General features: G+C 67.6%; 27 protein-coding genes, 1 tRNA gene and 1 pseudogene. 12 read left to right on the forward strand and 17 right to left on the reverse strand.

Annotated features, from left to right (window positions below; genetic code table 11):
* Window positions 1-147 precede the first annotated feature (147 nt).
* The 8 genes from Mco01_RS26675 to Mco01_RS26710 all read right to left on the reverse strand — a co-directional run bounded on the left by Mco01_RS26675 (window position 148) and on the right by Mco01_RS26710 (window position 4,698).
* Entirely contained in the window at window positions 148-450 is a 303-nt protein-coding gene (locus tag Mco01_RS26675; protein WP_204059606.1) for a DUF1416 domain-containing protein, read from the reverse strand.
* Complete coding sequence (locus Mco01_RS26680) at window positions 450-1,289, reverse strand: sulfurtransferase (RefSeq protein WP_204059607.1); 840 nt, start codon at window positions 1,287-1,289, stop codon at window positions 450-452. Before Mco01_RS26680 ends, Mco01_RS26675 begins: the two co-directional genes overlap by 1 nt.
* Window positions 1,286-1,699 carry a DUF4395 domain-containing protein gene (locus tag Mco01_RS26685; RefSeq protein WP_425560013.1) on the reverse strand — a complete coding sequence of 138 codons (414 nt, stop codon included), beginning with the start codon at window positions 1,697-1,699 and terminating at the stop codon, window positions 1,286-1,288. The genes Mco01_RS26680 and Mco01_RS26685 overlap by 4 nt, the downstream gene beginning before the upstream one ends.
* Before the next feature lie 168 nt (window positions 1,700-1,867).
* Window positions 1,868-2,332, reverse strand: coding sequence for a TlpA family protein disulfide reductase (locus Mco01_RS26690; protein ID WP_204059676.1), 465 nt, complete (start codon window positions 2,330-2,332; stop codon window positions 1,868-1,870).
* A gap of 67 nt (window positions 2,333-2,399) precedes the next feature.
* Window positions 2,400-3,170, reverse strand: a complete 771-nt coding sequence (locus Mco01_RS26695) for an anti-sigma factor (protein WP_204059608.1) — start codon at window positions 3,168-3,170, stop codon at window positions 2,400-2,402.
* Window positions 3,167-3,679, reverse strand: coding sequence for a sigma-70 family RNA polymerase sigma factor (locus Mco01_RS26700; protein WP_036328773.1), 513 nt, complete (start codon window positions 3,677-3,679; stop codon window positions 3,167-3,169). Before Mco01_RS26700 ends, Mco01_RS26695 begins: the two co-directional genes overlap by 4 nt.
* Window positions 3,680-3,725: 46 nt before the next feature.
* Window positions 3,726-4,406 carry an LmeA family phospholipid-binding protein gene (locus tag Mco01_RS26705; protein ID WP_204059609.1) on the reverse strand — a complete coding sequence of 227 codons (681 nt, stop codon included), beginning with the start codon at window positions 4,404-4,406 and terminating at the stop codon, window positions 3,726-3,728.
* 43 nt (window positions 4,407-4,449) lie between these two features.
* Window positions 4,450-4,698: a MoaD/ThiS family protein gene (locus tag Mco01_RS26710; protein WP_036328777.1), complete on the reverse strand. Its 249-nt coding sequence runs from the start codon at window positions 4,696-4,698 to the stop codon at window positions 4,450-4,452.
* Window positions 4,699-4,941: 243 nt separating this feature from the next.
* Between Mco01_RS26710 and Mco01_RS26715 the strand changes: the two genes are divergently transcribed.
* On the forward strand, window positions 4,942-5,652 hold the full coding sequence (locus tag Mco01_RS26715) for a winged helix-turn-helix transcriptional regulator (protein WP_204059610.1): 711 nt from the start codon (window positions 4,942-4,944) through the stop codon (window positions 5,650-5,652).
* A gap of 62 nt (window positions 5,653-5,714) precedes the next feature.
* Here Mco01_RS26715 and Mco01_RS26720 read toward each other — a convergent pair whose 3' ends face one another.
* On the reverse strand, window positions 5,715-7,427 hold the full coding sequence (locus Mco01_RS26720) for a bifunctional metallophosphatase/5'-nucleotidase (RefSeq protein WP_204059611.1): 1,713 nt from the start codon (window positions 7,425-7,427) through the stop codon (window positions 5,715-5,717).
* 131 nt (window positions 7,428-7,558) lie between these two features.
* On the opposite strand from Mco01_RS26720, the gene mshD reads away from it, so the two are divergent.
* A complete protein-coding gene (gene mshD, locus Mco01_RS26725) occupies window positions 7,559-8,464 on the forward strand; it encodes a mycothiol synthase (RefSeq protein ID WP_204059612.1) in 906 nt (301 codons plus the stop codon).
* Between the two features lie 83 nt (window positions 8,465-8,547).
* Here mshD and Mco01_RS26730 read toward each other — a convergent pair whose 3' ends face one another.
* From Mco01_RS26730 to dcd, 5 genes are all read right to left on the reverse strand, one after another.
* Window positions 8,548-8,868, reverse strand: coding sequence for a hypothetical protein (locus tag Mco01_RS26730; protein ID WP_204059613.1), 321 nt, complete (start codon window positions 8,866-8,868; stop codon window positions 8,548-8,550).
* A 13-nt stretch (window positions 8,869-8,881) separates the two neighbouring features.
* Window positions 8,882-9,886, reverse strand: a complete 1,005-nt coding sequence (locus Mco01_RS26735; RefSeq protein WP_204059614.1) for an SPFH domain-containing protein — start codon at window positions 9,884-9,886, stop codon at window positions 8,882-8,884.
* 187 nt (window positions 9,887-10,073) lie between these two features.
* Window positions 10,074-11,072: an inorganic phosphate transporter gene (locus Mco01_RS26740; RefSeq protein ID WP_204059615.1), complete on the reverse strand. Its 999-nt coding sequence runs from the start codon at window positions 11,070-11,072 to the stop codon at window positions 10,074-10,076.
* Window positions 11,073-11,690, reverse strand: coding sequence for a DUF47 domain-containing protein (locus Mco01_RS26745; protein ID WP_036328787.1), 618 nt, complete (start codon window positions 11,688-11,690; stop codon window positions 11,073-11,075).
* A gap of 140 nt (window positions 11,691-11,830) precedes the next feature.
* Window positions 11,831-12,406 carry a dCTP deaminase gene (gene dcd, locus Mco01_RS26750; protein WP_036328790.1) on the reverse strand — a complete coding sequence of 192 codons (576 nt, stop codon included), beginning with the start codon at window positions 12,404-12,406 and terminating at the stop codon, window positions 11,831-11,833.
* 128 nt (window positions 12,407-12,534) lie between these two features.
* Between dcd and Mco01_RS26755 the strand changes: the two genes are divergently transcribed.
* The 8 genes and pseudogenes from Mco01_RS26755 (at window position 12,535) to Mco01_RS26790 (ending at window position 19,004) form a co-directional block, all read left to right on the forward strand.
* Window positions 12,535-12,608, forward strand: a tRNA-Gly gene (locus Mco01_RS26755).
* A gap of 238 nt (window positions 12,609-12,846) precedes the next feature.
* Window positions 12,847-13,499: pseudogene (locus Mco01_RS40520) on the forward strand (NsdA family TPR-like regulatory protein); the annotation flags it as partial.
* Between the two features lie 32 nt (window positions 13,500-13,531).
* A complete protein-coding gene (locus Mco01_RS26765) occupies window positions 13,532-14,224 on the forward strand; it encodes a RibD family protein (protein WP_204059617.1) in 693 nt (230 codons plus the stop codon).
* Window positions 14,221-14,685, forward strand: coding sequence for a deaminase (locus Mco01_RS26770; protein ID WP_204059618.1), 465 nt, complete (start codon window positions 14,221-14,223; stop codon window positions 14,683-14,685). Before Mco01_RS26765 ends, Mco01_RS26770 begins: the two co-directional genes overlap by 4 nt.
* A 33-nt stretch (window positions 14,686-14,718) precedes the next feature.
* A complete protein-coding gene (locus Mco01_RS26775; protein WP_204059619.1) occupies window positions 14,719-15,249 on the forward strand; it encodes a hypothetical protein in 531 nt (176 codons plus the stop codon).
* Between the two features lie 18 nt (window positions 15,250-15,267).
* Window positions 15,268-15,957, forward strand: coding sequence for a hypothetical protein (locus tag Mco01_RS26780; RefSeq protein WP_204059620.1), 690 nt, complete (start codon window positions 15,268-15,270; stop codon window positions 15,955-15,957).
* 160 nt (window positions 15,958-16,117) lie between these two features.
* Window positions 16,118-17,356: an IS256 family transposase gene (locus Mco01_RS26785; protein ID WP_204059621.1), complete on the forward strand. Its 1,239-nt coding sequence runs from the start codon at window positions 16,118-16,120 to the stop codon at window positions 17,354-17,356.
* A gap of 832 nt (window positions 17,357-18,188) precedes the next feature.
* Window positions 18,189-19,004, forward strand: a complete 816-nt coding sequence (locus tag Mco01_RS26790) for a helix-turn-helix transcriptional regulator (protein ID WP_204059622.1) — start codon at window positions 18,189-18,191, stop codon at window positions 19,002-19,004.
* Window positions 19,005-19,475: 471 nt separating this feature from the next.
* On the opposite strand, the gene Mco01_RS26795 is transcribed toward Mco01_RS26790, so the two are convergent.
* Both Mco01_RS26795 and Mco01_RS26800 read right to left on the reverse strand, forming a co-directional pair.
* Complete coding sequence (locus Mco01_RS26795; RefSeq protein WP_239103934.1) at window positions 19,476-19,619, reverse strand: site-specific integrase; 144 nt, start codon at window positions 19,617-19,619, stop codon at window positions 19,476-19,478.
* 220 nt (window positions 19,620-19,839) lie between these two features.
* Window positions 19,840-20,406 (reverse strand): TetR/AcrR family transcriptional regulator, encoded by a 567-nt coding sequence (locus tag Mco01_RS26800; protein WP_204059624.1) that lies wholly within the window; start codon window positions 20,404-20,406, stop codon window positions 19,840-19,842.
* 196 nt (window positions 20,407-20,602) lie between these two features.
* Here Mco01_RS26800 and Mco01_RS26805 point away from each other — a divergent pair, with 196 nt between their 5' ends.
* Both Mco01_RS26805 and Mco01_RS26810 read left to right on the forward strand, forming a co-directional pair.
* Window positions 20,603-22,030: an MFS transporter gene (locus tag Mco01_RS26805; RefSeq protein WP_204059625.1), complete on the forward strand. Its 1,428-nt coding sequence runs from the start codon at window positions 20,603-20,605 to the stop codon at window positions 22,028-22,030.
* A 535-nt stretch (window positions 22,031-22,565) separates the two neighbouring features.
* Window positions 22,566-23,357 carry an SAM-dependent methyltransferase gene (locus tag Mco01_RS26810; protein WP_204059626.1) on the forward strand — a complete coding sequence of 264 codons (792 nt, stop codon included), beginning with the start codon at window positions 22,566-22,568 and terminating at the stop codon, window positions 23,355-23,357.
* A gap of 322 nt (window positions 23,358-23,679) precedes the next feature.
* Here Mco01_RS26810 and Mco01_RS26815 read toward each other — a convergent pair whose 3' ends face one another.
* Entirely contained in the window at window positions 23,680-24,270 is a 591-nt protein-coding gene (locus tag Mco01_RS26815) for a hypothetical protein (RefSeq protein WP_204059627.1), read from the reverse strand.
* Between the last annotated feature and the right edge of the window lie 73 nt (window positions 24,271-24,343).

A 24,343-nucleotide genomic window follows, 5' to 3' on the forward strand; every position in this document is an offset into this window, starting at 1 on the left:
CACGTATTACCGCTACCACGTAATACCAGCTCGTCCCCCTGCGAGTGAAGAAGGAAGTGGGAGCGCCAAGGTAGGGATGGCGAGGACCGTACAACGCGAAGGGCCGGCGCGTTCGGGTGAACGCACCGGCCCTTCGGCGTGAATCGATCAGACGGCGACCGCGAGCTGGGCGACCTCGCCGAGCTTCGCCTCGACGGCGACGTCCTTGGTGACCCCGCCGCCGGCGATGATGCGGACCGTCCACTGGCCCGGGGCCGCGAAAAACCGGAAGATGCCCTCGTCGGAGACGACGACCTCCCCCGTGAACTCGCCGGAGTGGTCGAGCAGGCGGGCGTACGCCGTGCCGGCGCCCGACACGACGCCCTGGATCACGGCCTGGGTCGACAGGTCGATGCCCGCCGGCAGGGCCACGGTCTGCTCAGGTGCGGCGCAACCTTGGATCGTCGTCATCAGCGGGCCTCCCCCAGCTCGATCGGCACGCCCACGAGCGAGCCGTACTCGGTCCACGAACCGTCGTAGTTCTTCACGTTCGCCTGGTCGAGCAGCTCGTGCAGCACGAACCAGGTGTGCGCGGACCGCTCGCCGATGCGGCAGTACGCGATGGTGTCCTTGGCGAAGTCGACGCCGGCGCCGGAGTAGAGGTCCTTGAGCTCGTCGTCCGAGCGGAACGTCCCGTCGTCGTTGGCCGCCTTGGACCAGGGGATGTTGCGGGCGGTCGGCACGTGGCCGGCGCGCTGCGCCTGCTCCTGCGGCAGGTGGGCCGGGGCGAGCAGCTTGCCGGTGAACTCGTCGGGTGAGCGGACGTCCACCAGGTTCTGCTTGCCGATCGCGGCCACCACGTCGTCGCGGAAGGCGCGGATCGAGGTGTCGGGCTCCTGGGCCGTGTACTGCGTGGCGGGGCGCTCGACCGCGTCCTCGACCAGCTCGCGGGAGTCGAGCTCCCACTTCTTGCGGCCGCCGTCGAGCAGCTTCACGTTGTCGTGGCCGTAGAGCTTGAAGTACCAGTAGGCGTAGGCGGCGAACCAGTTGTTGTTGCCACCGTAGAGGACGACGGTGTCGTCGTTGGCGATGCCGCGGGACGAGAGCAGCGCCTCGAACCCGGCCTTGTCGACGAAGTCGCGGCGGACGGGGTCCTGCAGGTCGGTCTTCCAGTCGATCTTGACGGCACCCCGGATGTGGCCCTTGTCGTAGGCGCTCGTGTCCTCGTCGACCTCGACGAGCACGACACCCGGCGTGTCGAGGTTGGCCTCGACCCAGTCGGCGTCCACCAGAACGGCGGAGCGGCTCATTGGATTCTCCCAGGTTGTAGACGGCGGATGATCAGGTACATTTCGCAGCCCAGGCAGAAGCCGAAGGCGGCATTGAGGAAGGCGGCCAGCAGTGCCGCTGCTGTCGCACCCAGAGCCAACGGCGTGATCCCTGCCGCGAATCCGATCAGCCCCGCGATCGCGAACACCAGACCCACGACCTGCGCGAAACGCGGCGGCGCCGCGTCCTCCAACTCCCCCGGGGGGCCCAGCCTCGGGCGCACCAGCCTGCGGTAGACAAGGCCGTACGGTGAGGTGTCGAGAGCCCCTAGCGCGAAAACGAGCCCCTGGAGGGCGAGCAGCCAGGGGCTGCGCGTCACCAGGACGGCCGCGAGGACCAGAGTCGTTATGGCCGCGCCGAAACGGGGGCCGCGAGGGTCGATCTGCATCATCGGATGCTCCTGAAGGATTCTCGGAAAGCGGCACGAGCCGCAGGAATCACCCTCAGGCCATGCGACAGAGCGAGGTGGCGACGCGGCAGAAATCCACCGCGCGCCGCTTCGTGAGCAGCTCTGTCGTGGGAGTCATGACCACGACAGTACCCGTCGTCTCGACATCTGTCACACGTTGTCCGCTTGATGAGACGGGCCGTGAGACGGCCCGTCGACCGCCGCGCCGAGGGCCGCGATCACGTCCGCCTTCCGCGGCTGACCGGAAGCCCTCTTCACGACATTCCCCGAGCCGTCGAGAACGAGGACGGTCGGGGTGCGCAGAACGTCGAAACGCCGGACGAGATCGAGCCGCGACTCGGCGTCGATCTCGACGTGGCGCACGCCCGGCACCATCCCGGCCACCTCGCCGAGAACCCGCCGGGTGGCCCGGCAGGGCTGGCAGAACGCCGTCGAGAACTGGACCAGCGTCGCCCGCTCGCCGAGCTCGGCCCCGAGGTCGGCGCCCGTCACGGCCGCGCGTGGATCCGCCGTCCCGTTCCCCACCGTGCGCACCCTTCCGTCGCGTCGCCGCATGATCAGCCCGATGAGCACGCCCGCGGCGAGCGTGGCGGCGAGAACGGCGATTCCTGTCATCACGGTCAAGAACCCCGTCCGGGACGCGTTTCATTCCCCTCGGGATCACTCCCGGATCTCTCCGTGATCACACCCGGACGGTGACGAGCGTCCGGCCGTCCGGGGTGCCGAGCACGAACCTGCTGATCTCGGTGGCCTGCAGGGCGGTGGACCCCTCGAAGGTCGTCGTCCGTTCCGTGCCGTACGTCGCGGGGCCGACCGACCAGCTCGCGACGGGCGTCACGGCGCCGCCCCGGTCGACGGCCCGCAGCGTGCACACGGTCCCCTCCGGGACCCCGTAGACCTCCGCCGCGACCCGTGTGCCGCCCGCCTCGGGCGTCAGCCGGATCTCCAGGCGCATGTCGCCGTTCCGGCCGACGAGCACCGGTCCCTGCTGCAGCAGCTTGGCCTTCGGCGCGACCGCGGAGGAGTCCGCCGGTGCGTCCATGATCCTGCTGTCCGCCGCCGGCGCGGGCGTGGCCGACGGGACCGACGACGCCACCGAGCCCGAGGCGGTCACGGCCTCCCGGTCCCCCTGCGCCGCCGCGAGCCATGCCGTACCGCCGAGGGCCGCGACCACGACGGACGCGGCCAGCGAGAGCAGGACGCGAGACCGGCGGTTGCGCCGCGCCGAAGCGGCGAGCAGGCGGTCGAGCACGGCGTGCGGCGGCGCGGAGGCGTGCGCGATCTCGTCGGCCGACACCCGCGACAGCAGCGGGGGCAGCCCGGACAGCTCCGCCAGCTCGGCCTGGCAGGCCGGGCACCCGTCGAGATGCGCCTCGACCTCGGCGGCCTCGTCGGCGTCGAGGGCGCCCAGCACGTAGACGCCCAGCGAGATGCGGACCTCGTCGCAGGTCATGGCGCAAGCCCCCGTTCCTCGAGGGCGAGCTTGAGCGCGCGGAGCGCGTAGTAGGTGCGCGACTTGACCGTCCCCGGCGGAATGCCGAGGGCCTCCGACGCCTCCTTCACCGATCTCCCCCGGTAGTACGTCTCCACCAGCACGTCGCGGTGCTCGGGCCGCAGCGAGGCCAGCGCCTCCGCGACCCCCCACGACTCGAGGGCCTTGTCGAGCTCGTCGTCGGCGGGCAGGACGGAGAGGGCCTCGTCACCCGTCTCCTGCGGCCGCGCCATGCGCGCCCGGTGCTGGTCGACGACGAGGTTGCGGGCGACGGTGAACAGCCAGGCGCGGACCGGTCGCCCCTCCAGCACCGAGGGGTGCCGCCAGGCCCGGAGCAGCGTCTCCTGCACCACGTCCTCCGCCCTGCCCGGATCGCCGGTCAGCCGCAGCACGTAGCCGTACAACGGCCCTCCGTGGTCCTCGAAAAGTGCGCGAATGAGTTCCTCGTCGGTCGTTCCGGCTGGACTCACGCCCTCATAACGGACGGAGGGCCCGTCCGGTTCAGCGTCGCGCTCGTCATCGGAGCGGGACATCGGTGGCGGTGCCCTCGACCTCGAGGCCCTGCGGCGTCGTCTTGACCTTGGTGATCTTCAGGTTGAGCGGCAGGTTCTTCACGGGGACGGCGAACGAGATGAAGCGCTCGGGGTTCGGCACGGGGATGGCGCCCGCGAGCTTGACGTTCACCGGCGTCAGCCGCACCTCGCCCTGGGCGACGTCGATCTTCATGTCGGCCGTCACCGGGACCTGGCGCCCGAGGACGGTGATGTTCCCGGCCACGGTGAGCGTGTCACCGCCGTTCCCCGAGACCTTGATGCCGCGCGGGGCGCGGGCCGAGAGCGTCTCCCGGGAGATCACGACGGTGCCGGTGACGCGGTCGGCCGTGATCCTGGCGGTCGACGCGTTCTGCAGCAGGTCCGTGAGGGGCGCGTTCACGCCGTTCAGTGTCGCGTCCACGCTCGACAGCTTGACCCCCTCCCGCGTCAGCCCGCCGATGCCGACGGCGATCTCCTGGTAGTGCCCCGAGACCGCCTGCGTGAGGAACGGGAAGCCCTTGACCTGCACCGACGGCGGGGTGTCCAGATCGTACTTCGCCTCGACCTGGCGGGCGATCTCCCGCTGGACGCCGACCACGGCCACCCGGTCGACGACCACGAGGAGGACGGCCAGGACGATCAGCGACACGACCAACTTGCGCATCCGACCCCTCCGGGGAGCATCGCTCTGCGATCAGCGTAGCCGCTCATCCCCCTGCAAAGGGCGGCAAAACCTCGACCACGGCGCCCTCGGGGAGGTCTATCGAGGCCGGATCCCGCGTGCCGGCGGGCGCGCCGTTTACGAGGAAGGACGAGCGGCGCAGGACGCGCTCCACCCGGGGATCGGCCGAGATCGCGGCGAGCAGGTCGGCGAGCGTGGCCGCCTCGAACGTCTGCTCGGCGACCCCGGCGGCCTCCTTGGCGGCGGCCCAGTAGCGGACCGTTCCCGTGGCCATGGCCTCTCGGCTCCTTTCCGTCACGTCCGTGACAGCCCTGCGTCACCGTCACGTTACGCGGATTAACCGCGTGACGTGTTGTTCACACGGGGGACGCACATTGGACGCAAACATCCTGTGGGCTACCCTACGAATTACTGGACCTGGGCGATGTGGCCCCCGGGTCCTTACGTGTTTGTACGGCTGTCGCGGTTTCCAGTGCTGCAAACAGCGCACGAGCCGACGAGGTGCAAGGAGGCGCACGTGAGCAATCTGCTCCTGCTGACCAACGCCCTGGAGCCCTCAGCGGAGGTGCTGCCGGCGCTCGGGCTCCTCCTCCACTCGGTGCGCGTGGCGCCCGCGGAGGCCTCCGCGCTGATAGACGCGGCTCCCGCCGACGCCATCCTGGTCGACGCCCGCCGCGAGCTCGTGCAGGCCAAGAGCCTGTGCCGGCTCCTGCGGACCACCGGCGTGACCTGCCCGCTCGTCGCCATCGTCACCGAGGGCGGCCTGGCGGCGATGACGGCCGAGTGGGGCATCGACGACGTGGTCCTGGACACCGCCGGCCCCGCCGAGGTCGAGGCCCGGCTGCGCATGGCGTCGGGACGGCTGTCGCTGGCGGCGGCCGAGGAGGTCCCGGACGAGATCCGCAGCGGCGACCTGTCCATCGACGAGGCGACGTACACGGCCCGGCTGCGCGGCCGCGCGCTCGACCTCACGTTCAAGGAGTTCGAGCTGCTCAAGTACCTCGCGCAGCACCCCGGCCGGGTCTTCACCCGCGCCCAGCTGCTGCAGGAGGTCTGGGGGTACGACTACTTCGGCGGCACCCGGACCGTCGACGTCCATGTGCGGCGGCTGCGGGCCAAGCTCGGCGCCGAGTACGAGGCGCTGATCGGCACCGTGCGCAACGTCGGCTACCGCTTCGTCCCCGACCGCGGCGAGCAGCAGAACGAGGCCGAGCCCGCCCGGCGCTGACCGGCCACGGAGAAGGCCCGCACCCCTGACGGGGGCGGGCCTTCCGGCGTGCGCTGCGGGGACTACTTGACGAACGTGATCCGGTTCGCGACCGGCGGGGCGATCGGCGAGTGCGCACCCAGGTAGGCGACGAACGCGTCGATGTCCAGCGGGCCGCTCCACAGGTTGGTGCCCTGGGTGAAGACCGTGAAGCCGTCACCGCCGCCAACCAGGAAGTTGTTGGCCGCGACGCGGATCTGCTGGGCGTCGGTCACCGCGGTGCCGTTGATCTTGACGTCGGAGACCCGGGAGCCGATCGGCTTGGTCAGGTCGGCCGTGTAGGTCAGCGACGCCGACGGCAGCAGGACCTTGGTGCTCGAGGCCGTCCACTGCTGCTCCAGCAGGGCCTTGAGCTGGGCCCCGGTGAGCGTGACCACCTGCATGAGGTTGTTGAACGGCTGGACCGTGAAGGCCTCGCCGTACGTCACGACGCCGTCGCCCTCGGATCCGCTCTGCGCGTAGGTCAGGTCGGCCCGTACGCCGCCGGGGTTCATCAGCGCGATCTCGGCGCTCCCGCCGGTCTTGGTCGCCTCCAGCTGGGCGTCGGCGATCAGGTCGCCCAGCGGGGACTCCGCGACGCCGCTCGAGTCCCGGCCGATGTTGGCCGTGATCGTGCCGATCGGCTTGTTGGCGACCGTCGAGACCCGGTCCTTCCAGGTCTGGACGTAGGCCGCGGTCTCCGGGTCCGGCGTGACGGTGCGGGTCACGACGTGGTTGTCTGCGACCACGCTGGAGCGGATCACGTCGTGGGTCTTCCTGTCGACCTGGAAGTCGATCTGCGTGATCACGCGGCCGAACGACGAGCCCTGCGTGTAGTAGCGGTCCTGCCCGGCCGGGTCCTTGATCTTGCAGATGTACGCCTGGTGCGAGTGGCCGCTGATGACCAGGTCGATCTGCGGGTCGAGGTTCGCGGCGATGCGCGAGCCGGCGCCCGGGACGACCGGGCAGGCGTCGGGGCTCTGGCCGGGGGTGATGTTGTCGCCCTCGTGCACCAGCACGACCTGGGCCTTCACGCCCTCCTTGGCCAGCAGCTTCGACACCTTGTTGGCCGCGGCGACCTCCTCGGTGAACTGGAGGCCCTTGATGCCGGCGGCGGTGACGATGCTCGGGGTCGTCTGGGTCACCAGGCCGATGAAGCCGACCTTCACGCCGTTGATCTTCTTGATGTAGAAGGGCGGCAGGGCGTACTTGCCACTGCCCTCCTCCAGGACGTTCGCGCCGAGGAAGTCGAAGCTCGTGCCCTTCCAGGGGCCGGCCGGGGAGCAGCCGTCGACCGGGTGGCAGCCGCCGTTCATGATGCGCCGCAGTTCGGTGATGCCCTCGTCGAACTCGTGGTTGCCCACGGCCGAGGTCTTCAGGCCGAGCTTGTCGAGCAGGGCGACGGTGGGCTCGTCGTGGTAGGCGGCCGAGAGCAGCGGGGAGGCGCCGATGAGGTCGCCGGCCGCCACGAGAAGCGTGTTCTTGTCGGAGAGCTGCTTGAGGTGCGTCGCCAGGTAGGCGGCGCCGCCGGCGTCGACCGTCTGGCCCGTCTCATCGACGATGCGGCCGCCGGAGCCCGTGGGGGGCTCCAGGTTGCCGTGCAGGTCGTTGATGGTGAGCAGCCGTACGGGGACCGACGTGGCGGGCTTTTGCGGCTTCGCGGCGGGCGCCGCGCTTGCCGTGCCCACGCTGAAGGCGGCGATGCCGAGGGCGGCGACGCCCGCGACAGCCAGCCGCGTGAGGGATGCTGGGGTCATGGTCCCCGACAGTAAAGCCGCGGTCTAAGGACCATATGGCGCGAAGGTAACAATTCGAGGGGAACGTAAATGGCGGGTATTGCCGAAGCCCGCTGTCCACCAACCGTCCCGAGTCACCTAATGTGCGGTACATGAACGCGCGCGTGGAGATCCGCAGCCGCCTGGGTGAGGAAGATGTGGCGGCCGTGCTCGCCCTCGTCGAGGCGGCGGCCGAGGCCGATGGGGTCCGGCCGCTCAACGAGCAGGCGATGCTCCGACTGCGCTACGGCGGCGACCCGGAGGCGCGGTTCGCGCTGCTGTACGACGGCGGCGACCTGGCCGGGTTCGCCCACCTCGACCCGGCGGACGCGGTCGAGGGCCCGAGCGGCGAACTGGTGGTCCATCCCGCACACCGGCGCAGGGGCCTCGGCACCCGCCTGCTGCGGGCCGTCCTGGAGGAGAGCGGCGGGCGACTACGGCTGTGGGCGCACGGCGACCATCCCGGCGCGCTCCGGCTGGCCGGGAAGCTGGGACTCGCCCGCGCCCGGGCCCTGTGGCGGATGCGCCGCCCGCTGTCGGCGCCCCTGCCCGCCGTCTCGCTGCCCGAGGGCGTACGGCTGCGCACGTTCGAGCCGGGCCGCGACGAGGAGGCGTGGCTGGAACTGAACGCCCAGGCCTTCGCCGCCCACCCCGAGCAGGGCTCCTGGACGACGGACGACCTCAAGCGGCGTGAGCAGGAGCCGTGGTTCGACCCTGCGGGGTTCTTCCTGGCGGAGCGGGACGGCCGGCTCGCCGGCTTCCACTGGACGAAGGTCCACGCGGACGGGGGCGGCGACGGCCGGGAGCCGATCGGGGAGGTCTACGTGGTGGGGGTGGCGCCCGGCGAGCGGGGCGGCGGCCTCGGCCGCGCCCTCACGCTCGCCGGGCTCGCGCACCTGCGCTCGCTCGGGCTGGGCCAGGTCATGCTCTACGTGGACGAGGAGAACGCGGCGGCCATCCGCCTGTACGAGGCGCTCGGGTTCACGCGGTGGGACACCGACGTGATGTACCGCAGGTAGTCATGGGCTCGCGACCCGCAGCGACGCCCGCGACGGCTCCAGCGACGGCGGTCACGTGAGCCACCCGCCGGCGTTCTCCGCGATTACCCCGACTCCAGCTCAAGGGTGCTGACCCGGGAGCGCGCCTCGGCCACCGCCTCGCGGTAGCGCTCATCCCAGTTCGGGTCGTCGTCCGGGATCGCCCTGACCGTCTGCTTGGTCAGCTCCACTGGACCGCGGCGCCCCCGCGCGACCTTCCGTACGACGACCAGGGTCCAGCCGTCCTGCATGACCGTGTCCACCTCCCAGCGGGGAGCGGTCTCGCCCGGCGGAGCGGCGCCGCGCGCTCCGCGCAGGAGGGTCACGAGCAGGTACACCAGCACGGCGACCACGATCAGAGTCGCCGGCAGGGCGAACAGTCGCATCGGCTCCGGCTTCCTACTTGGTGGGGAGGGCGACGCCTCCGGTGTTGCCCGGCGCGTAGACGGTTATGCCCTGCGGCAGCGCCTTCAGCTTCTCGATCTCGGCGCACGTCGGGCACTTGTTGTAGCCGTCCTGGCGGGCCTTGTTGGCCTCCGCCTCCGCCCGGGCCTGGGCGACCTTGGCCTGCGCCTCGGTGACCTTCGCGAACGCCGCCTGCGCCTGGTCGACCGCGGCCTGCACCTGGGTGGGCAGCGTGACCCGCGAAAGGTTGAAGTGGATGTTCGTGAGGAAGTCGGCGCCGAGTGTCGACTTGAGGTCTTCGGCCAGGCTGGTGTTCACCGCGTTCTGGATCTTGGCGATGTTGGCGTTGTTGCCCTGCTGCTGCAGCCCGGTCTGCTGAGCGGTGCCGTTCTGCACCAGAGCGCAGGAGGAGACCAGCTCGGCGCAGCGGAAGCTGTTGATCTGGGTGCGCAGGTCGTTCTCGATGACAGGACGGATGATCTGGTCGAGGAAGGCCGACCAGCCCTCGTCGCCTTCCCAGGGGTAGAAGGTCCCGGCGCCCAGACTGCGGAACTTGCGGGTGCCGAACTTGTCGTCGAACGACTTGAGGGTGGCGTGGTCGAGATTCAGGCCGAAGTAGAGGGTGCCCTCGATGCCCATGTTGACGCCGTCGCCGCTGGGCACCGTCACCACGTCGACACCCGACCGTTCGCCGCGGTTCGCGTCGGAGGTGATCGTGTAGAACCGCTGCTGCGCCGGGTAGCGATGAATCTGCGACCACCAGCCGATCCAGGTCACGCTGGAGCCCGGGTCGATCACCTGCCGGACGCGGTTGTCGTCAAGGGGGCCGCCGTCGCGGACCACCGCCACCTCGCCGCCGCTGGTCCGTTCGAATCCGTTCAGTGCCCCCATGACGGTGGGGACCGCGGCGACGATGAGCGCGATCAGCACCAGAATGCCGATCGTGCGGAACGAGCGCGGGCCTGCGGCCGTCGTGCCGGGGGTGGTTCGGGTGGGCATCTCTGTGCTCCTGATGGCGGGTCCCCGCCTACCCGGCGGGGGGCGGAATGCTGGGGGATTCGCGATTCCCGGCAGGAGAACGTAACAGCCGTACCCTCTGGTTCCCTCGCCGGTGGCCGCCCGCGGCCGGACGTGACGATCCGGCCGCGGTTCCCCCACCCGCCCCCATCAGGGGGTCGCCGGTGGGCTACCCGAGAACCAGGTTGAGGAGGAAGTAGGCCGCGGCGGCGACGAGCGCCGCGGCGGGGATCGTGAGGACCCAGGCCGTCACGATGTTGCCGGCGATGCCCCAGCGGACGGCCGACAGGCGCCGGGTCGCGCCCACGCCCATGATGGCGCTGGTGATCGTGTGGGTCGTCGAGATGGGGGCCCCGAACCCGATCGCGGCCGTGTACAGGACCGACGCCGCGGCCGCCTCCGCCGCGAAGCCGTGGGGCGGGTCGAGGTGGATGATGCGCCGGCCGAGCGTCCGCATGATCCGCCAGCCTCCGGCGTACGTGCCGAGGGAGATGGCCAGCGCCGAGGCCGTGATGACCCACTCGGGAATGCCGGCGTCGGGAGAGGCGTAACCGCCGACCACGAGGGCGAGGAAGATCACACCCATGGTCTTCTGGGCGTCCTGCAGGCCGTGGCCGAGCGCCATGGCGGCGGCCGAGACCGTCTGGGCGTACCGGAATCCCTTGCTCGCCCTGTGCGGGTTCGACCGGCGGAAGAGCCACAGTATGATGATCATGATGATCGCGCCCAGCAGGAAGCCGATCACGGGCGACAGCACCATCGGGACGACGACCTTCTCGATCACCCCACTCCAGTGGACGTGCGCGCTGGCCGCGAGGGCCGAGCCGACCAGGCCGCCGATCAGCGCGTGGCTGCTCGACGACGGCAGGCCGAAGTACCAGGTGATGAGGTTCCACACGATCGCGCCGACCAGCGCGCCGCCCACGATGATCATCCCGTGCCGCCCGTCCGGGGCGTCGATGATCCCCTTGCCCACGGTCTGGGCGACCGAGGTGCCGAGGTGGGCGCCGATGAAGTTCATGACGGCCGCCATGAGCAGCGCGACCCTCGGGGTGAGGGCCCGCGTCGAGACCGAGGTCGCGATGGCGTTCGCCGCGTCGTGGAAGCCGTTAGTGTAGTCGAACACCAGCGCGATGACGATCACGCCGATGACCAGCGTCAGCTCCACTTAGCTTTCCTTGACCGCGATCGTCTCGACCGTGTTCGCGACGTGCTCGAACGCGTCGGCCGCAAGCTCCAGCTGCTCGATGACCTCGCGCATCTTCATCACGGTCAGCGCGTCGTACTCCCCGCTGAACAGCTTGGCGAGCAGGCGCCGGTAGATCTGGTCGGCCTGGTTCTCCAGGCGGTTGATCTCGATCCAGTACTCGTTCAGGTGCTGCATCGAGCGCAGGCGCGGCATCGCGTCGGCCGTCAGCTCGGCGGCCCGCTCGAGCACCTCCACCTGGCGCACGACCTCCTTGGGCAGGTGGTCGATCTGGTAGAGCACGATGAGGTCGGCGGCGGCCTCCATGAAGTCCATCACGTCGTCGAGGTTCGAGGCGAGGCGGTAGATGTCCTCGCGGTCGAAGGGCGTGATGAAGCTCTCGTTGAGGCGATTCATGATCGCGTGAGTGCGCTCGTCACCCGCGTGTTCGCAGGCGCGCATCTTCTCGGCCAGAGCATCCCGGTCCGAACCGTCGCTGATGATCTCGACCAGCAGACGTGATGCGGTGACGAGGTTGTTCGCCGAGTCGGCGAACAAGTCGTAGTAGCTGTCCTCACGGGGCGTGAGACGCAGGCGCACGTCGTCTCTCCAGATGTGCGGGGATGGTCCGCAGAGAAGAGTACGGGTTACCAGTGGAAATGCGAAGTTCACACCTCACACGCCCGCTTGTAACCTTCTCTTCCCCTTCTCGTTGCCCAGATCGTCTGGACTGACACTTTTCAGATCTTGGTGCGGTGGAAGTTCAGGAACGACCGGCTCGGCGTCGGCCCCCGCTGCCCCTGGTAGCGGGACCCGTACTTCTCCGAGCCGTACGGGAACTCGGCCGGGGAGCTCAGCCGGAACATGCACAGCTGGCCGATCTTCATGCCCGGCCACAGTTTGATCGGCAGCGTGGCGACATTGGACAGTTCCAGGGTGACATGCCCCTCGAAGCCCGGGTCGATGAACCCCGCCGTGGAGTGCGTGAGCAGGCCCAGCCTCCCCAGGCTCGACTTGCCCTCCAGCCGCGAGGCGATGTCGTCCGGCAGGCTGATCACCTCGTACGTGCTCGCCAGCACGAACTCCCCCGGGTGCAGGATGAACGGCTCGTCCCCGTCCGGCTCCACCTGGCGCGTCAGGTCGGGCTGCTCCATCGCCGGGTCGATGTGCGGGTAACGGTGGTTCTCGAAGACCCGGAAGTAGCGGTCCAGCCGGACGTCGACGCTGGACGGCTGGATCATCACCGGATCGTACGGGTCGAGCTTCACCCGGCCCGACTCGATCTCGGCGCGGAGGTCGCGATCGGAAAGCAGCACGGGTGCAAGGCTAACCGCCCCCGACCGGCGCATGTCCGGGCGGAGTGGGAGGAGGTTGCGCCGGGGACTGCAGGAGTGCGGTGAGAATCCGCTACAGTAGGGACGCGACGAGCTTCCGGGCGCGTCACGCGGGTGTAGTTCAATGGCAGAACATCAGCTTCCCAAGCTGACAGCGCGGGTTCGATTCCCGTCACCCGCTCCACACGCCAAGGCCCAGGTCAGGGACACGATGCCCACCCGGGCCTTGATTGTTTCCAGGGCCTTATCGATCTCCCGTGCCCGCTACGTGCCCGATCCCTCTGGATCTTCCTTGGTCAGGGCTTCCTCAGCGAGCTTCCCCAGGGCGTCGGCGATGGCCCGGTCGCGCTCCATAGCGGTGTTACGCCGAGTTCTGTGGGTGGCTCTATCACGACGCCGGCGACTTCCGTTCCGCGCAGTACTGGATGGACCGCGCGCTCGAATGGTCCTACGCCACTGGCCATCCCGAAACCACGACATACGTCCTGGCAAGAAAGAGCCAGCTTGCCGGGGACATGCGGGATGCAATGCAGGCTGTCGATCTCGCCGAAGTAGCCCTCACACAAGCACGGCCCAACAGCCGCCTTGGCGCGATCGCCGCGACCTATGCCGCCTACGGACATGCGCTTTCCGGTGATGCCACGGCATCACAGCGCACCTTCGACGAGGCGCACGAGAAGCTCACCCACCTCGACGAGGACCCGACATCCCCTTGGGTCGCATGGATGGACCGTCCTACATCGAGGTGCACCGAGCCCGGGGTCTCGCCGCTCTCGGCGACCACGAGGCAGCAGCCACAGGCTTCCGCACCGCGATCACCGCACTTCCGCCCGGATACCACCGAGACCGAGGTGTGTACCTGGCGCGTGAGTCGACTGCCTACGCTGGAGCGAGCGAGCCCGAGCAGGCCGCGACGGTCGGCGCGGAGGCCCTCAGCATCGCGGCGGCCACCGGCTCAGCACGGATCATGACCGAGCTGACGCGCCTGGACACGCAACTTGAGCGCTGGCAGAAGGTGCCGGCAGTGGCCGAGTTCCGCCAGACCTTCGACAGCCTCGTTGCACACCAGGCTTAGACTCGCCCAGGCCGGTACGAGAGAATCACGCTATGCCGCGCCCCTACGTGCTCTTGGGCTGCGCCATGTCCGTCGATGGCTACATCGACGACACCACCCCCGAACGGCTCTTGCTCTCCAACGCCGCCGACTTCGACCGGGTAGACGAAGTTCGAGCCAACACCGACGCGATCCTCATCGGCGCAACCACCATGCGCCGTGACAACCCGCGCCTACTGGTCAACTCGGAGGAACGACGCGCCCAGCGAGTCGCACGAGGGCTTCCGGCCTACCCCCTCAAGGTGACGATCACTGCTAGCGGTGACCTCAGCCGAGACCTCAAGTTCTGGCATCACGGCGGGGAAAAGGTCGTCTACTGCCCCGACACAGTGACGACCAAGGTCCGCGAAACGCTCAACGGTCTCGCGGACGTGGTAAGCACCGGCCCCACGGTTGACCATGGCGCCATGCTCGACGACCTCGGAGGACGAGGTATCCGGCATCTCATGGTCGAGGGTGGCGGGACGATCCACACTCAGTTCCTCACCCAGGGCCTGGCCGACGAGATACACCTAGCCATCGCGCCCATCTTCGTCGGAGACTCGGCAGCTCCAAGGTTCGTCAACGCTGGACAGTTCCCCGGAGGCTCCGCTCATAGGATGAAGGTTGCCGAGGTCCGCTCCATCGGCGACATCGTTCTGATCCGGTACCTGCCGAAGGAAACATCCGGGGACTCCACCTCATGAGCGTCATCACTCCGACCGATCGTCAGTGGCTCATGACTGCCATCGAGCTAGCTCGGAAGTGCCCGCCATCGACAACGGCGTTTTCCGTAGGGGCCGTAATCGTGGACGCCGAGGGTAACGAGATCTCTCGCGGATACTCCCGCGAAACAGACCCTCGCGTACACGCTGAAGAGGCAGCTCTCGCCAAGCTCGGGACGATCGACAAAACCCGCCTCAAGGGTTCGACGATCTACAGCACCTTGGAGCCCTGCTCGGAACGACGATCGCGACCGCGCACATGCACCCAGCTCATCATCGAAGCCGGGATTCCCCGCGTGGTCATCGCTTGGCGTGAGCCCAGCCTGTTTGTTGCTGACTGTCAGGGTGTGGAACTCCTCGCAAACCACGGTATTGAAGTGCTCGAAGTGCCGGATCTTGCCGCTTTGGCCAGCGCAGTGGGCATGCCCACCGGTCACACATGAACTACAGATTCTCGCTGTCACTAAGGTGCAGGCGTGACGGACGCAGAGAAGACGAGACGACCAGTCGGGAAGCCAAACGAGTTGCGCGACGTCTATGAGTTCCTGGAGGAGGTACGGCTCCGGCCGGGCATGTGGGCCCGCGGCAGTTCCCTACAGCATCTGGACTCCATGCTGATCGGCTACAGAGTCGCTTCGGAAATCCACGGTATTGGTGAGCCGTTCGACTTCTTCAACGGTGGCCCGTTCGCCGAGTGGCTCTGGAAACGGCTGGGCATGTCATATGGCAGCACGTTGGGCTGGGCTGTTGAGATCGAGCGAGCGGCGGAGAAGTCCGGTACGCCGCCAATGGAGATGTTCTTCGCCCTCCTCGATGAATTAATTCCGCGCCGAACACAGTTGACCCCGAGCCTCTGTGTCGGACCCCAGTTGATGCTTGACGCTTCGGCTCCGCCTGAAGCCTTACATGATCATGACATGGCTACCGATTCAAACTCTGCGGGGACTGGCCATCGTGTCGCTCGTGGGCACTTTCGCTCAGGCCATGAAGAGCGCGTCGACATGTAGATCGCTACGCTGCTGTGTGTGAGCTACGACCTGTACTTCTGGCCGTCCGGGGCGACGAAGAACCCTCGCCGGCTGGCTGATCGGCTCGCGGACGAGAAGGCTGACGGTCTTGAGCCGGATGAACGGGTCCTGGCTTTCCGTGCCGAACTGCTACGCCGCTGGCCGGACCTCGCCGACAAGATCACTCCTTGGCATCACGATCTGGGTTGGCGGCAGCCATGGGGACGCACTGACCTCGCCGATCGGTTCGTCGAGGTGACCCTGTCTTACGGTTGGGCAGGCACACGCGCGCTCCCTGTACTGGCCGGCGCTTATGGGCTCGACACCTACGATCCGCAGTCGAAACAGCTGGTTCCGCCCAGGTCGCAGCCACACGATGCCGTAGGGCCGTACGGGGACGGTCCTGACGAAGTGTCACGAGTCGACGGATGGGTGGCCGAAGAACATGTCGTGCAGCTGCTTCGGCAGATCAGCGTCTACATCGGCTATAGGTATGACGATCTCGACGAGGCGGCACTGACCGGCGCGCTGGATGACACCAACGACGAGGATGTTGACGGCTGGTTCGAGTATCCGCTGGCAGGCACGCCGGCGCTTGTAATCCGCCTGGCACAGTCACCGGGTAGCGGGGTGGTCAGCGTCCGCGCCGAAGGCGCAATGGATCTGGTCTTGGCCACACGAATTGAAACGCTGCTGGACCTGCTGTAGCGACTCGCCGAGCAGCAAGACGTGCGCATCCGGATGATCTGGGTGGCGTCCCCTCGCGTGGTGTAACTCCAGGCTGCTGAAGCAACTCCCGGACATGGGATGAGCCATCGTGTGACGGTCAGCGAGTTCCCGCCAAGGTTCTCGCGAAGGACACCACACGATGGCTCTGGACCAGTCTGCCCTGCTCGACCTGCTGGAGTCTTTGAAAGCCGCCGACGCCGACGACGTCATCCGCCACGCGCTGCAAGCCGTCCTGCAAGCACTCATCGAGGCGGAGGCGACCGCCCTCATCGGCGCCGCCCCACACCAGCGCACCGAGACCCGCACCACCCAGCGCAACGGCTACCGCGACCGGCTGCCGACCACCGCCGCCGGCGACCTGGAGCTGAAGATCCCCAAGCTGCGGTCCGGGTCGTTCTTCCCCTGCCTGCTGGAACGCCGCCGCCGTATCGACCAGGCCCTGTTCGCCGTGGTCATGGAGGCCTACCTGCACGGGGTGTCCACCCGCAGCATGGATGACCTGGTCAAAGCCCTCGGCGCCGAGTCCGGGATCTCCAAAAGCGAGGTCTCGCGCATCTGCGCCGACCTCGACGGCGAAGTCGCAGCGTTCAGGGACCGGCCGCTGGGCCACACCACGTTCCCCTACGTCTTCCTCGACGCCACCTACTGCAAGGCGCGCGTGAACCACCGGGTCGTCTCCCAGGCCGTCGTCATCGCCACCGGCGTCTCCGCCGACGGCCGCCGGGAGATCCTCGGCTTCGCCGTCGGCGACAGCGAAGACGGCGCGTTCTGGACCGCGTTCCTGCGCTCGCTGAAGGCCCGCGGCCTTCACGGGGTGCAGCTGGCCATCTCCGACGCCCACGCCGGCCTGGTGGCTGCGTTGCGGGCGGTCTTCCTCGGCGCCTCCTGGCAGAGGTGTCGCGTTCACTTCATGCGCAACGTTTTGGCCCGCGTTCCGAAGGGCTCGGCGGAGATGGTCGCCGCCGCGATCCGGACCATCTTCGCTCAGCCCACCGCGCAAACGGTCCGCGCGCAGCTGACCACCATCGCCACCATGCTCGGCCGCCAATTCCCGCCCGTCGAACAGATGCTCCTCGACGCCGCCGACGACATCACCGCCTTCGCCGACTTCCCCCAGCAGCACTGGAAGAAGATCTGGTCGACCAACCCGCTGGAACGGCTCAACCGGGAGATCAAGCGACGATCGGACGTCGTGGGCGTCTTTCCCAACCCGACCGCCCTGACCCGCCTGGCCGGCGCCGTCCTGGCCGAACACCACGACGAATGGCAAGTCAGCGACCGTCGCTACCTGTCAGAGGGCTCCATGGCCCACCTCGCCGCCCCGCCCGCAGACGATCTGGCCGAACCCCTGGCGCACACCGCCCTTGCCGCGTCATAGTCACACCAACCCATAACTCGCCGACCCCACATGATCAGCAGTGAGTTACACCACTCAGCGGGACATCACCCGGATCTGCCGCGAGTAGCACACCCGGCACGACTCCCGGTTGACTACGTCAACAATCAACGAGCTGCGGTGTCAAGCATCAACCGAAGCAGGACAGCCCCTAAAGCCCTTGTCTAGTCCCATGAGATGCCTGACGTTTCTGTCCCAGGACATGAGCGACAGGTGATCTAGGAAACATGGTCGACCTTGCGGGGTCGGTGGGCTTTGTGGTTCCGGATCGGGATCAGCCGCCAGGTACCGGCGGACACATGCCGGACTCCGGCGGGCGCTCTCACAGCTTCGAGGGAAGAACGGCCCTGCCGACTTCGGCCGTAGCTGGCTGAGCTGGAAGGGTGCAAGGTCCCCCCGCCCCCGCTGCCCGAGTATTCGCGGCACCCGGAACCTGTCAACCCGCGCTGTGCAGGTAGGACAACCTGCGCGCGCGGAAGGTCACCGGGAACATGGACACGCGAAGCACCAGTTGACAGAACCCGGGCGGCAGTCGCGAATGTCTGGCAGCTATCGGGGCGGGGGGAGTCCGGCCGGACTTTCCGTCGCCGGCCCACTGCCTCTCCGCGGGTGGGGGCATGAGGGGCTCGTCTGGCATCACCCGGACGGCCGCATGGCCAAGATCGAGGCCCGCGACTTCCCGAGCGAGGCATAGCCGGTGACGCCAGCAGTTGGCGGTGAAATTTCACTCACGAGATGAACCACTCCCGTAAGTTGCTGACCATAGATGACCGCTTTGCCATACCTTGCCATAGAACTTCTTACTGTGTCTGGCGTGGAGAACCTCTTAGGCGACTTCCTCCGTGCCCGACGGCAGGCGACAACCGTCGAACGGGCGGGGCTACTGCGAGGCACGGGCAACCGCCGCACGCCAGGGTTGCGCCGCGACGAGGTCGCAATGCTTGCAGGAGTCAGCGTCGACTACTACATACGACTGGAGCAGGGAAGGGAACGCAGCCCCTCCGATGCTGTGCTAAACGCCCTGGTCGGGGTCTTCGGCCTTGACCACGAGGCCGCAGAACATCTGTATGAGCTTGCCCGTTCTGCGCGAGGAAGTTTCAGACGTACGCATGTGGCTGACCGCGTCTGCCCGTCCGTTCTCCGCCTCGTGAACAACTGGGAGCGTGCCCTGGCGTTTGTGGTAAACCGCCGGTTAGATGTGCTCGCGAAAAACGCCGCGGCCGCAGCCTTTCATGAGGGTTTGTCTGATAGTGACAACCTGCTTCGGCTGACCTTCCTCAACCCGGCGTCACGAGAAGTCTTCCTCGACTGGGAACGCGAGGCACGGTTCATGGTCGCCCATATGCGCGCCGCAGTCGGTGCAGACCTCGACGACCCATCGGTTCTCGCCCTGGTGGAGGAGCTATCGCTCGCAAGCGAAGCCTTTCACCACATATGGGGAAATTATAACATACGGATCAAAGCGCCTGATATGGGGCGCTACCACCATCATCGCGTCGGCGATCTGACTCTCTGGCTTGCGACGTTCGCCATCGACGGTGCCACCGGCCAGCGACTCTTTGTCGCACATGCCGAGCCCGGCACCCCATCCGACGACGCCCTGGCCAGGTTGTCTGCCAGCCGGCGCTGAGTAGGACCCAACTCAGCTAGCACACTCCAGTAACCCGGGCCGCTGGCGCAGCTGGTGAAACCAGACGCGAACAGCTCCTTCGTCCAAGGTCGCGTACCAGATGCGTGCCAGATTGAACGGCGATCCGCGGGGACTCACGGGAAGTCACGGGGACTCGACCAGCGCTGAACTGCACCCTCTGTTTCCCAGCTCAGAGAGGGTAGATCACTGGCCGATTCCAAGCTGACAGCGCGGGTTCGATTCCCGTCACCCGCTCTACGAACGAAGGCCCAGGTCAGGGAACACATCCCCACCCGGGCCTTGATTGTTTCCGAGGCGCTTTGATCTTCGCATGCCATTAGCGTGCCATTGACCCTTGGTCAGCTCACCGAAGCCAGCAACCCGGCCGGCACCCTCATCGTCATCGCCTCGTATGACCTGCGGGTCGATGGCATTGGTGATCGTCTTGTCCGCACCGCGTACAGCGCGCTGCTAGATCATGGCCGCTCGGACGTTGTCGTGACCCATCCGGGCCATGAGGTCCTTGATCCCCACGCCCGACTCGGCGGCGAGCATGTTGCCGGTGTGACGCAGATCATGGAAGTGAAGTCCGGGGAGTCCTATCTCCTTGACCACATCCACCCAGCGCGTACGGGTGTTGAAGCCAAAGCGGCCACAGCGAGGACGGCCACGCCTACGACCCGCACCTGGACGTCGACTTCACCCCGATCCGCGGCGACGGCCCGCTGGCCGACGGATTCAGCCAGGCCGTCTGAGCTGGCCGGGCGCGTGTCGGCGAGCACCTCACGGAGTCCTGGCGCCGCGTCCTAGGACTGATCGCGGGAACGGGTTGAGGTCACAGCAATCGGTCGACCAGCCCGTCAATGTAGTCCGGGGTGAGCGGGACCATGCCGAACAAGACGCGGATATACATCGGGGCCAGGATGTGGTCCAGCACGTCGAACGCGTCGGGTGCGTGCTCGCCACGGTCGCGCGCGCGATCGAGCATGGACTGCAGTTGCCGCATGCGTTCGGCGCGGAGGTCGGCACCAGCCTGCAGGCCCTGCTGACCGCTGCTCGACAGGGCGACGGCCAGGCGCACCACCGCCAGACCGTCGGGTCCGGTGATCTCGCGGGCCACTTGGGCCGCGTAAGTGCGCAGGTCGCCGACCAGGCTCCCGGTGTCAGGCATCGGCGACTGCGCATCGAGGCGGGCGAGCGCCACGTCGGTGAGCAGGGTTTCCAGGCCGCCCCACCGGCGGTAGATGCTGCTGTCGGCTACGCCTGCGCGGGCTGCGACCTCGCCGACGGTGAAGTTGCCGTAGCCGCGCTCACTGATCAGGTCGGTTACGGCCTGGTGCACCTGCGCGCCGACACGGGCGCTGCGCCCACCGGGCCGCCGGGCTCGCTGTCGCTCGTTCATGCCCCCACCTTAACGCAGTCGCGACTTGCGTTTGCGAGGCGATCCTCTCTATAGTCACCTAACGCAGTCGCTGACTGCTTTAGTGCGCTCATGCGTATCGCCACCCGCGTCGACCGTGGCCGGACGCGACTAACAATTGAGAGGAATCCCCATGGCTGTATCGCCTGCGGTTGTAGGCAGTCGATCAAACCGGGCCGTGCTGCTCACGGTGACCTGCTTGGGCCAATTCATGGTCCTGCTGGACAACACGATTGTTGGAGCGGCGCTGCCGGATATGCAGCACCGGTTGCACACTCAGTTGACCGGTCTGCAATGGATTGTCGATGCGTACGTACTTCTGGTCGCCATGCTGCTGTTGTCTGGTGGTGTCTTCGCCGACCGGTTCGGCCGCAAGCGGGTGTACCTGACCGGCGTAGCGGTGTTCACCATCGCGTCGGTGCTGTGCAGCCTCGCGCCTTCGGTCGGCTGGCTGGTCGCCGGCCGGGTGCTGCAGGGCATCGGGGCCGCGGCGTTGAGCCCTGCCTCGCTGGCCCTGGTGGCCGCCGCCTATCCCGTGCCGCAAGAACGAATCAAGGCGATCGGGCTGTGGACCGGTATCAGCGGAATCGGTCTGGCCGTAGGCCCCGTGGCGGGCGGCATGCTGACCGATACCTTCGGCTGGCCCGCCATCTTCCTGGTCAATCTGCCCATCGGTGTGGTCCTTCTGCTGGTCGGTCTGCGCAGCCTTGAGGAGGCCCGCAATCCGAACGCCCCCGCGATCGATGTCCCGGGAACGGCATTGTCCGTTCTTGGGGTGGGGGCGATGACCTACGGGCTGATCGAGGGTGGCGCCCGCGGTTGGACGTCGCCGGTGATCCTGGGCAGTTTCACCACCGCGGTGATCCTTCTGGCCGCCTTCGTCGCCGTCGAAGCGCGTCGTTCCGCTCCGATGTTGCCGCTGCGGCTGTTCCGGCAGCGGCTGTTCACCGTGTCCAACACCGCCATGGTCGTGGTGGGGTTCGCGCTCATGGGTTCGTCTTTCTTCTTCTCCCAGTTCTTCGTGTACGTTCAGGGCAGCTCGATCCTGCGCGCCGGCCTGCAGACCCTGCCCGTCTCTCTCGCCATGGTGATCGTCAGTCCGTACGCGGGCCGGCTCGCCGCCCGGTACGGCTTCCGAATCGTCGCCACGATCGGCCTGGCCTTGGCCGGCCTGGGACTGCTGACGCTCGGCATGGTGCACGCCGACACCGGCTACGGGAACGTGTGGTGGCGGCTGGGAGTCGTCGGCATCGGCTTCGCCCTGACGATGTCCCCACTGACGGGAGCCGCCATCCAAGCGGTCAGCCCGCAGGAAGGCGGCCTCGCATCGGGCATCAGCAGCACCACCCGGCAGATCGGCGCGGTGCTCGGCGTAGCGGTACTCGGAGCCATCGTCCGCACCCGGGAATCCGGCGGCGCCTCCTTCGAGACCGGTCTCAACAGCGCCTTCCTCGCTGCCGGCGCCGTCACGTTGGCCACCGCCGTGTTCACCGGCCTGTGGCTGGCCAGGTCCAAGCCCGCGAAAGGCTTCGCGGTCCCGCGACGTTCCACCGATCCGGATGCGGTCACCACCTCGAACGAGGCACTCGCGAACAGCCCGAACTAGATCAAGATCATCCCATGGCCGTTTCCGCCGAATCCGGGCGATCCGACCACCGTTCACCCGTTGCCCGCACACGAGCGCGTGGTGTTTGGTTCCATGTGAAGAGATCATCGGGAACAGGACGATCCAACGCCCCGAGGAAGGCGGCGGTCAGTCATAATGTGGTCGGCCATGGCCGCAATTACAGTGCCGACATGGATGACGTACCACCCTCCGCAGATGAGCCCTCGACCTGCCCCGCATGCAGTGCTGGACCTGAGCAGTCCAGCGACCCCGAGCGCATGTGGACAAGCATCTGCTACTGCGGCCATCCCCGCTACTACGACTACAAGCACCGCAATGGCACCTGTCCATGCCTGACCGTCCATTGACGGAGCGCCTGTACCCGGGCAGTAGGCTCCGAGATGATCGGATCATGCGCCGGCCTGTTCGATCTTCGCGGGCCATTGGACCGGCCATGGATCACCGCGTGGGGACCAGTCCGATTGAGGCTTAATGCAGGTGCATGGGGTATCCCGCGTGGTTACGCTTGCCGCTCGTGACTGATCAGGCGACAAACGAGACGACCGGCGACCAGATGCCCCCGACGAATCGGAGCAGGCTGACCTTCCACGGGCCGTTGAGTGAGGAGCGGGCCGCGGGGTTCCTCGCGCGCCTGGTGGCGACGGAACCGAAGAGTGTGCTGGACATCGGCTGCGGCTGGGGCGAGTTGAGCCTCCGATTGCTCGCCGCCGCGCCTGACGCCACAGGCATCGGCATCGACCTGCTCGTCCAGGACCTGGAGCGGGGCCGGGCCCTTGCAGCCAGTCGCGGTCTGGCCGACCGGATGGAGTACCTGGAGGAGTCCGCCACCGGTACCCAGCGCGGTCCCGCCGACGTGGTGTTGTGCGTGGGCTCCGGGCAGGCGCTCAGCGACGCCCCGGCACCCGACCAGTTCGGTGAGGCGCTGAAGGAACTGCACAGGCTGGTCAACCCCGGCGGCCGTGTGCTGTACGGCGAGGGCTTCTGGGAGCGCCGGCCGCAGCCGGAGGAACTGGCCAGGATGTGGCCGGGTGCCAAGCCCGATGACCACCTTCCGCTGGACGGCATGGTCGAGGCGGCGGTCAGCGCCGGGTTCCGGGTGGAGTGGCTGGAAGTCGCCTCCCAGGAAGAGTGGGACCAGTTCGAGGCGGGCTATCTCGCCGACATCGAGGTATGGCTGGCCGCCAACGCCGATCATCCCAAGGCCGCGGAACTGCGCGCCGACGCCGACCGGCAGCGCGCCTCGTACCTGACCGGCTACCGCGGGATCCTCGGGATGGTCTATCTGACGCTGGTCCCGGTGGCGTAACGGGCACGCCCGGCCGGCCGGTTACGCGACCAGCGGGGAGCCACGGGGACTCACGGTCACGGGCCAGGACCACGGCCGAGCCGCCCTCGTCGTCATCAGCCCTGCCGATGTGCTTGTCGATCGCATCTGTGATCGATTTGTCCGCACTCCTGCTGATACCTAACCCGCGCCACAACAGCTCAAGCACCTTGACCTGGCCGTTCTGGGAATCACCCGAATGAACGACCGAGAACTGAGCCGAACCAATCTGAACGATCGGCCGGCCGACCAGGCGGCCGGACGACTCCGAACAAACCCGGGAGATCGTTTGGGCACCTACGGGTTAGAAGGTTCGTACAGGGGTCAGCAGCCACCGGGCGAAACAGTTCTCTTCGTCCAACAGGGTGTACCAGCGCACCTTGAACCCGAACGTGGTGTACGTCGTCGTTATCAGAAGGCCCGGATCGTCCTCGTTCGATGGTCGTCCGTACTCCAATGGCCCTGGTCCCGGCCGGGCAGGTACCAGTGATGCCGCGTACGGCCCGGCGCCGTCGCACGCGGCGCTGAACAAGGCGAGCTCGCCGCTGCTCACAATGAGGGGATCGCCGACTTCATCGTCGGTGTCCGGGTAGTGAAGAGCCTCGTTCACCACACGCGGATAGTCGGGACCGGATGCCTGCACGACGGCGATGCCGCCGTCCTCGGCCTGGAAGACCTCCATCCAACTGTCATCGCGGACGACTCCATCTGCGCCGACGAGGACTGCCCGGCCGCTTCCCACCGCGATGCTGGTGACCTCCTGACCGATCTCCACGATGTCGTCGTATTGGTCGTCGCTGAACCCACGCCACGCCCCGCGCAATGAAGCATCGACAGCGAGAAAGGGATCGCCGTTCGTCCAAAGTCGGCCGACATGCACCCACGCTTCTCGCATTGATCCATTGTCAGGATTGCCTCCAGGACGTGCCGCTGCGGCAGTCGTGCGGGACAGGTCCTGCACCGCCGAG

It is taken from the genome of Microbispora corallina (assembly GCF_016863035.1).
Taxonomy (GTDB): domain Bacteria; phylum Actinomycetota; class Actinomycetes; order Streptosporangiales; family Streptosporangiaceae; genus Microbispora; species Microbispora corallina.

What these genes read in the sequence shown, in the direction of transcription:
- Mco01_RS26705 (WP_204059609.1), bottom strand. Translation starts at nt 4,406, where the DNA reads ATGCGCAAGTTGGTCGTGTCGCTGATCGTCCTGGCCGTCCTCCTCGTG.
- Mco01_RS26800 (WP_204059624.1), bottom strand. Translation starts at nt 20,406, where the DNA reads ATGAACGAGCGACAGCGAGCCCGGCGGCCCGGTGGGCGCAGCGCCCGT.
- Mco01_RS26730 (WP_204059613.1), bottom strand. Translation starts at nt 8,868, where the DNA reads ATGCGACTGTTCGCCCTGCCGGCGACTCTGATCGTGGTCGCCGTGCTG.
- Mco01_RS26735 (WP_204059614.1), bottom strand. Translation starts at nt 9,886, where the DNA reads ATGCCCACCCGAACCACCCCCGGCACGACGGCCGCAGGCCCGCGCTCG.
- Mco01_RS26695 (WP_204059608.1), bottom strand. Translation starts at nt 3,170, where the DNA reads ATGACCTGCGACGAGGTCCGCATCTCGCTGGGCGTCTACGTGCTGGGC.
- Mco01_RS26685 (WP_425560013.1), bottom strand. Translation starts at nt 1,699, where the DNA reads ATGATGCAGATCGACCCTCGCGGCCCCCGTTTCGGCGCGGCCATAACG.
- Mco01_RS26675 (WP_204059606.1), bottom strand. Translation starts at nt 450, where the DNA reads ATGACGACGATCCAAGGTTGCGCCGCACCTGAGCAGACCGTGGCCCTG.
- Mco01_RS26770 (WP_204059618.1), top strand. Translation starts at nt 14,221, where the DNA reads ATGAGCGTCATCACTCCGACCGATCGTCAGTGGCTCATGACTGCCATC.
- Mco01_RS26765 (WP_204059617.1), top strand. Translation starts at nt 13,532, where the DNA reads ATGCCGCGCCCCTACGTGCTCTTGGGCTGCGCCATGTCCGTCGATGGC.
- Mco01_RS26785 (WP_204059621.1), top strand. Translation starts at nt 16,118, where the DNA reads ATGGCTCTGGACCAGTCTGCCCTGCTCGACCTGCTGGAGTCTTTGAAA.
- mshD (WP_204059612.1), top strand. Translation starts at nt 7,559, where the DNA reads ATGAACGCGCGCGTGGAGATCCGCAGCCGCCTGGGTGAGGAAGATGTG.
- Mco01_RS26720 (WP_204059611.1), bottom strand. Translation starts at nt 7,427, where the DNA reads ATGACCCCAGCATCCCTCACGCGGCTGGCTGTCGCGGGCGTCGCCGCC.
- Mco01_RS26680 (WP_204059607.1), bottom strand. Translation starts at nt 1,289, where the DNA reads ATGAGCCGCTCCGCCGTTCTGGTGGACGCCGACTGGGTCGAGGCCAAC.
- Mco01_RS26690 (WP_204059676.1), bottom strand. Translation starts at nt 2,332, where the DNA reads ATGACAGGAATCGCCGTTCTCGCCGCCACGCTCGCCGCGGGCGTGCTC.
- Mco01_RS26710 (WP_036328777.1), bottom strand. Translation starts at nt 4,698, where the DNA reads ATGGCCACGGGAACGGTCCGCTACTGGGCCGCCGCCAAGGAGGCCGCC.
- Mco01_RS26815 (WP_204059627.1), bottom strand. Translation starts at nt 24,270, where the DNA reads ATGCGAGAAGCGTGGGTGCATGTCGGCCGACTTTGGACGAACGGCGAT.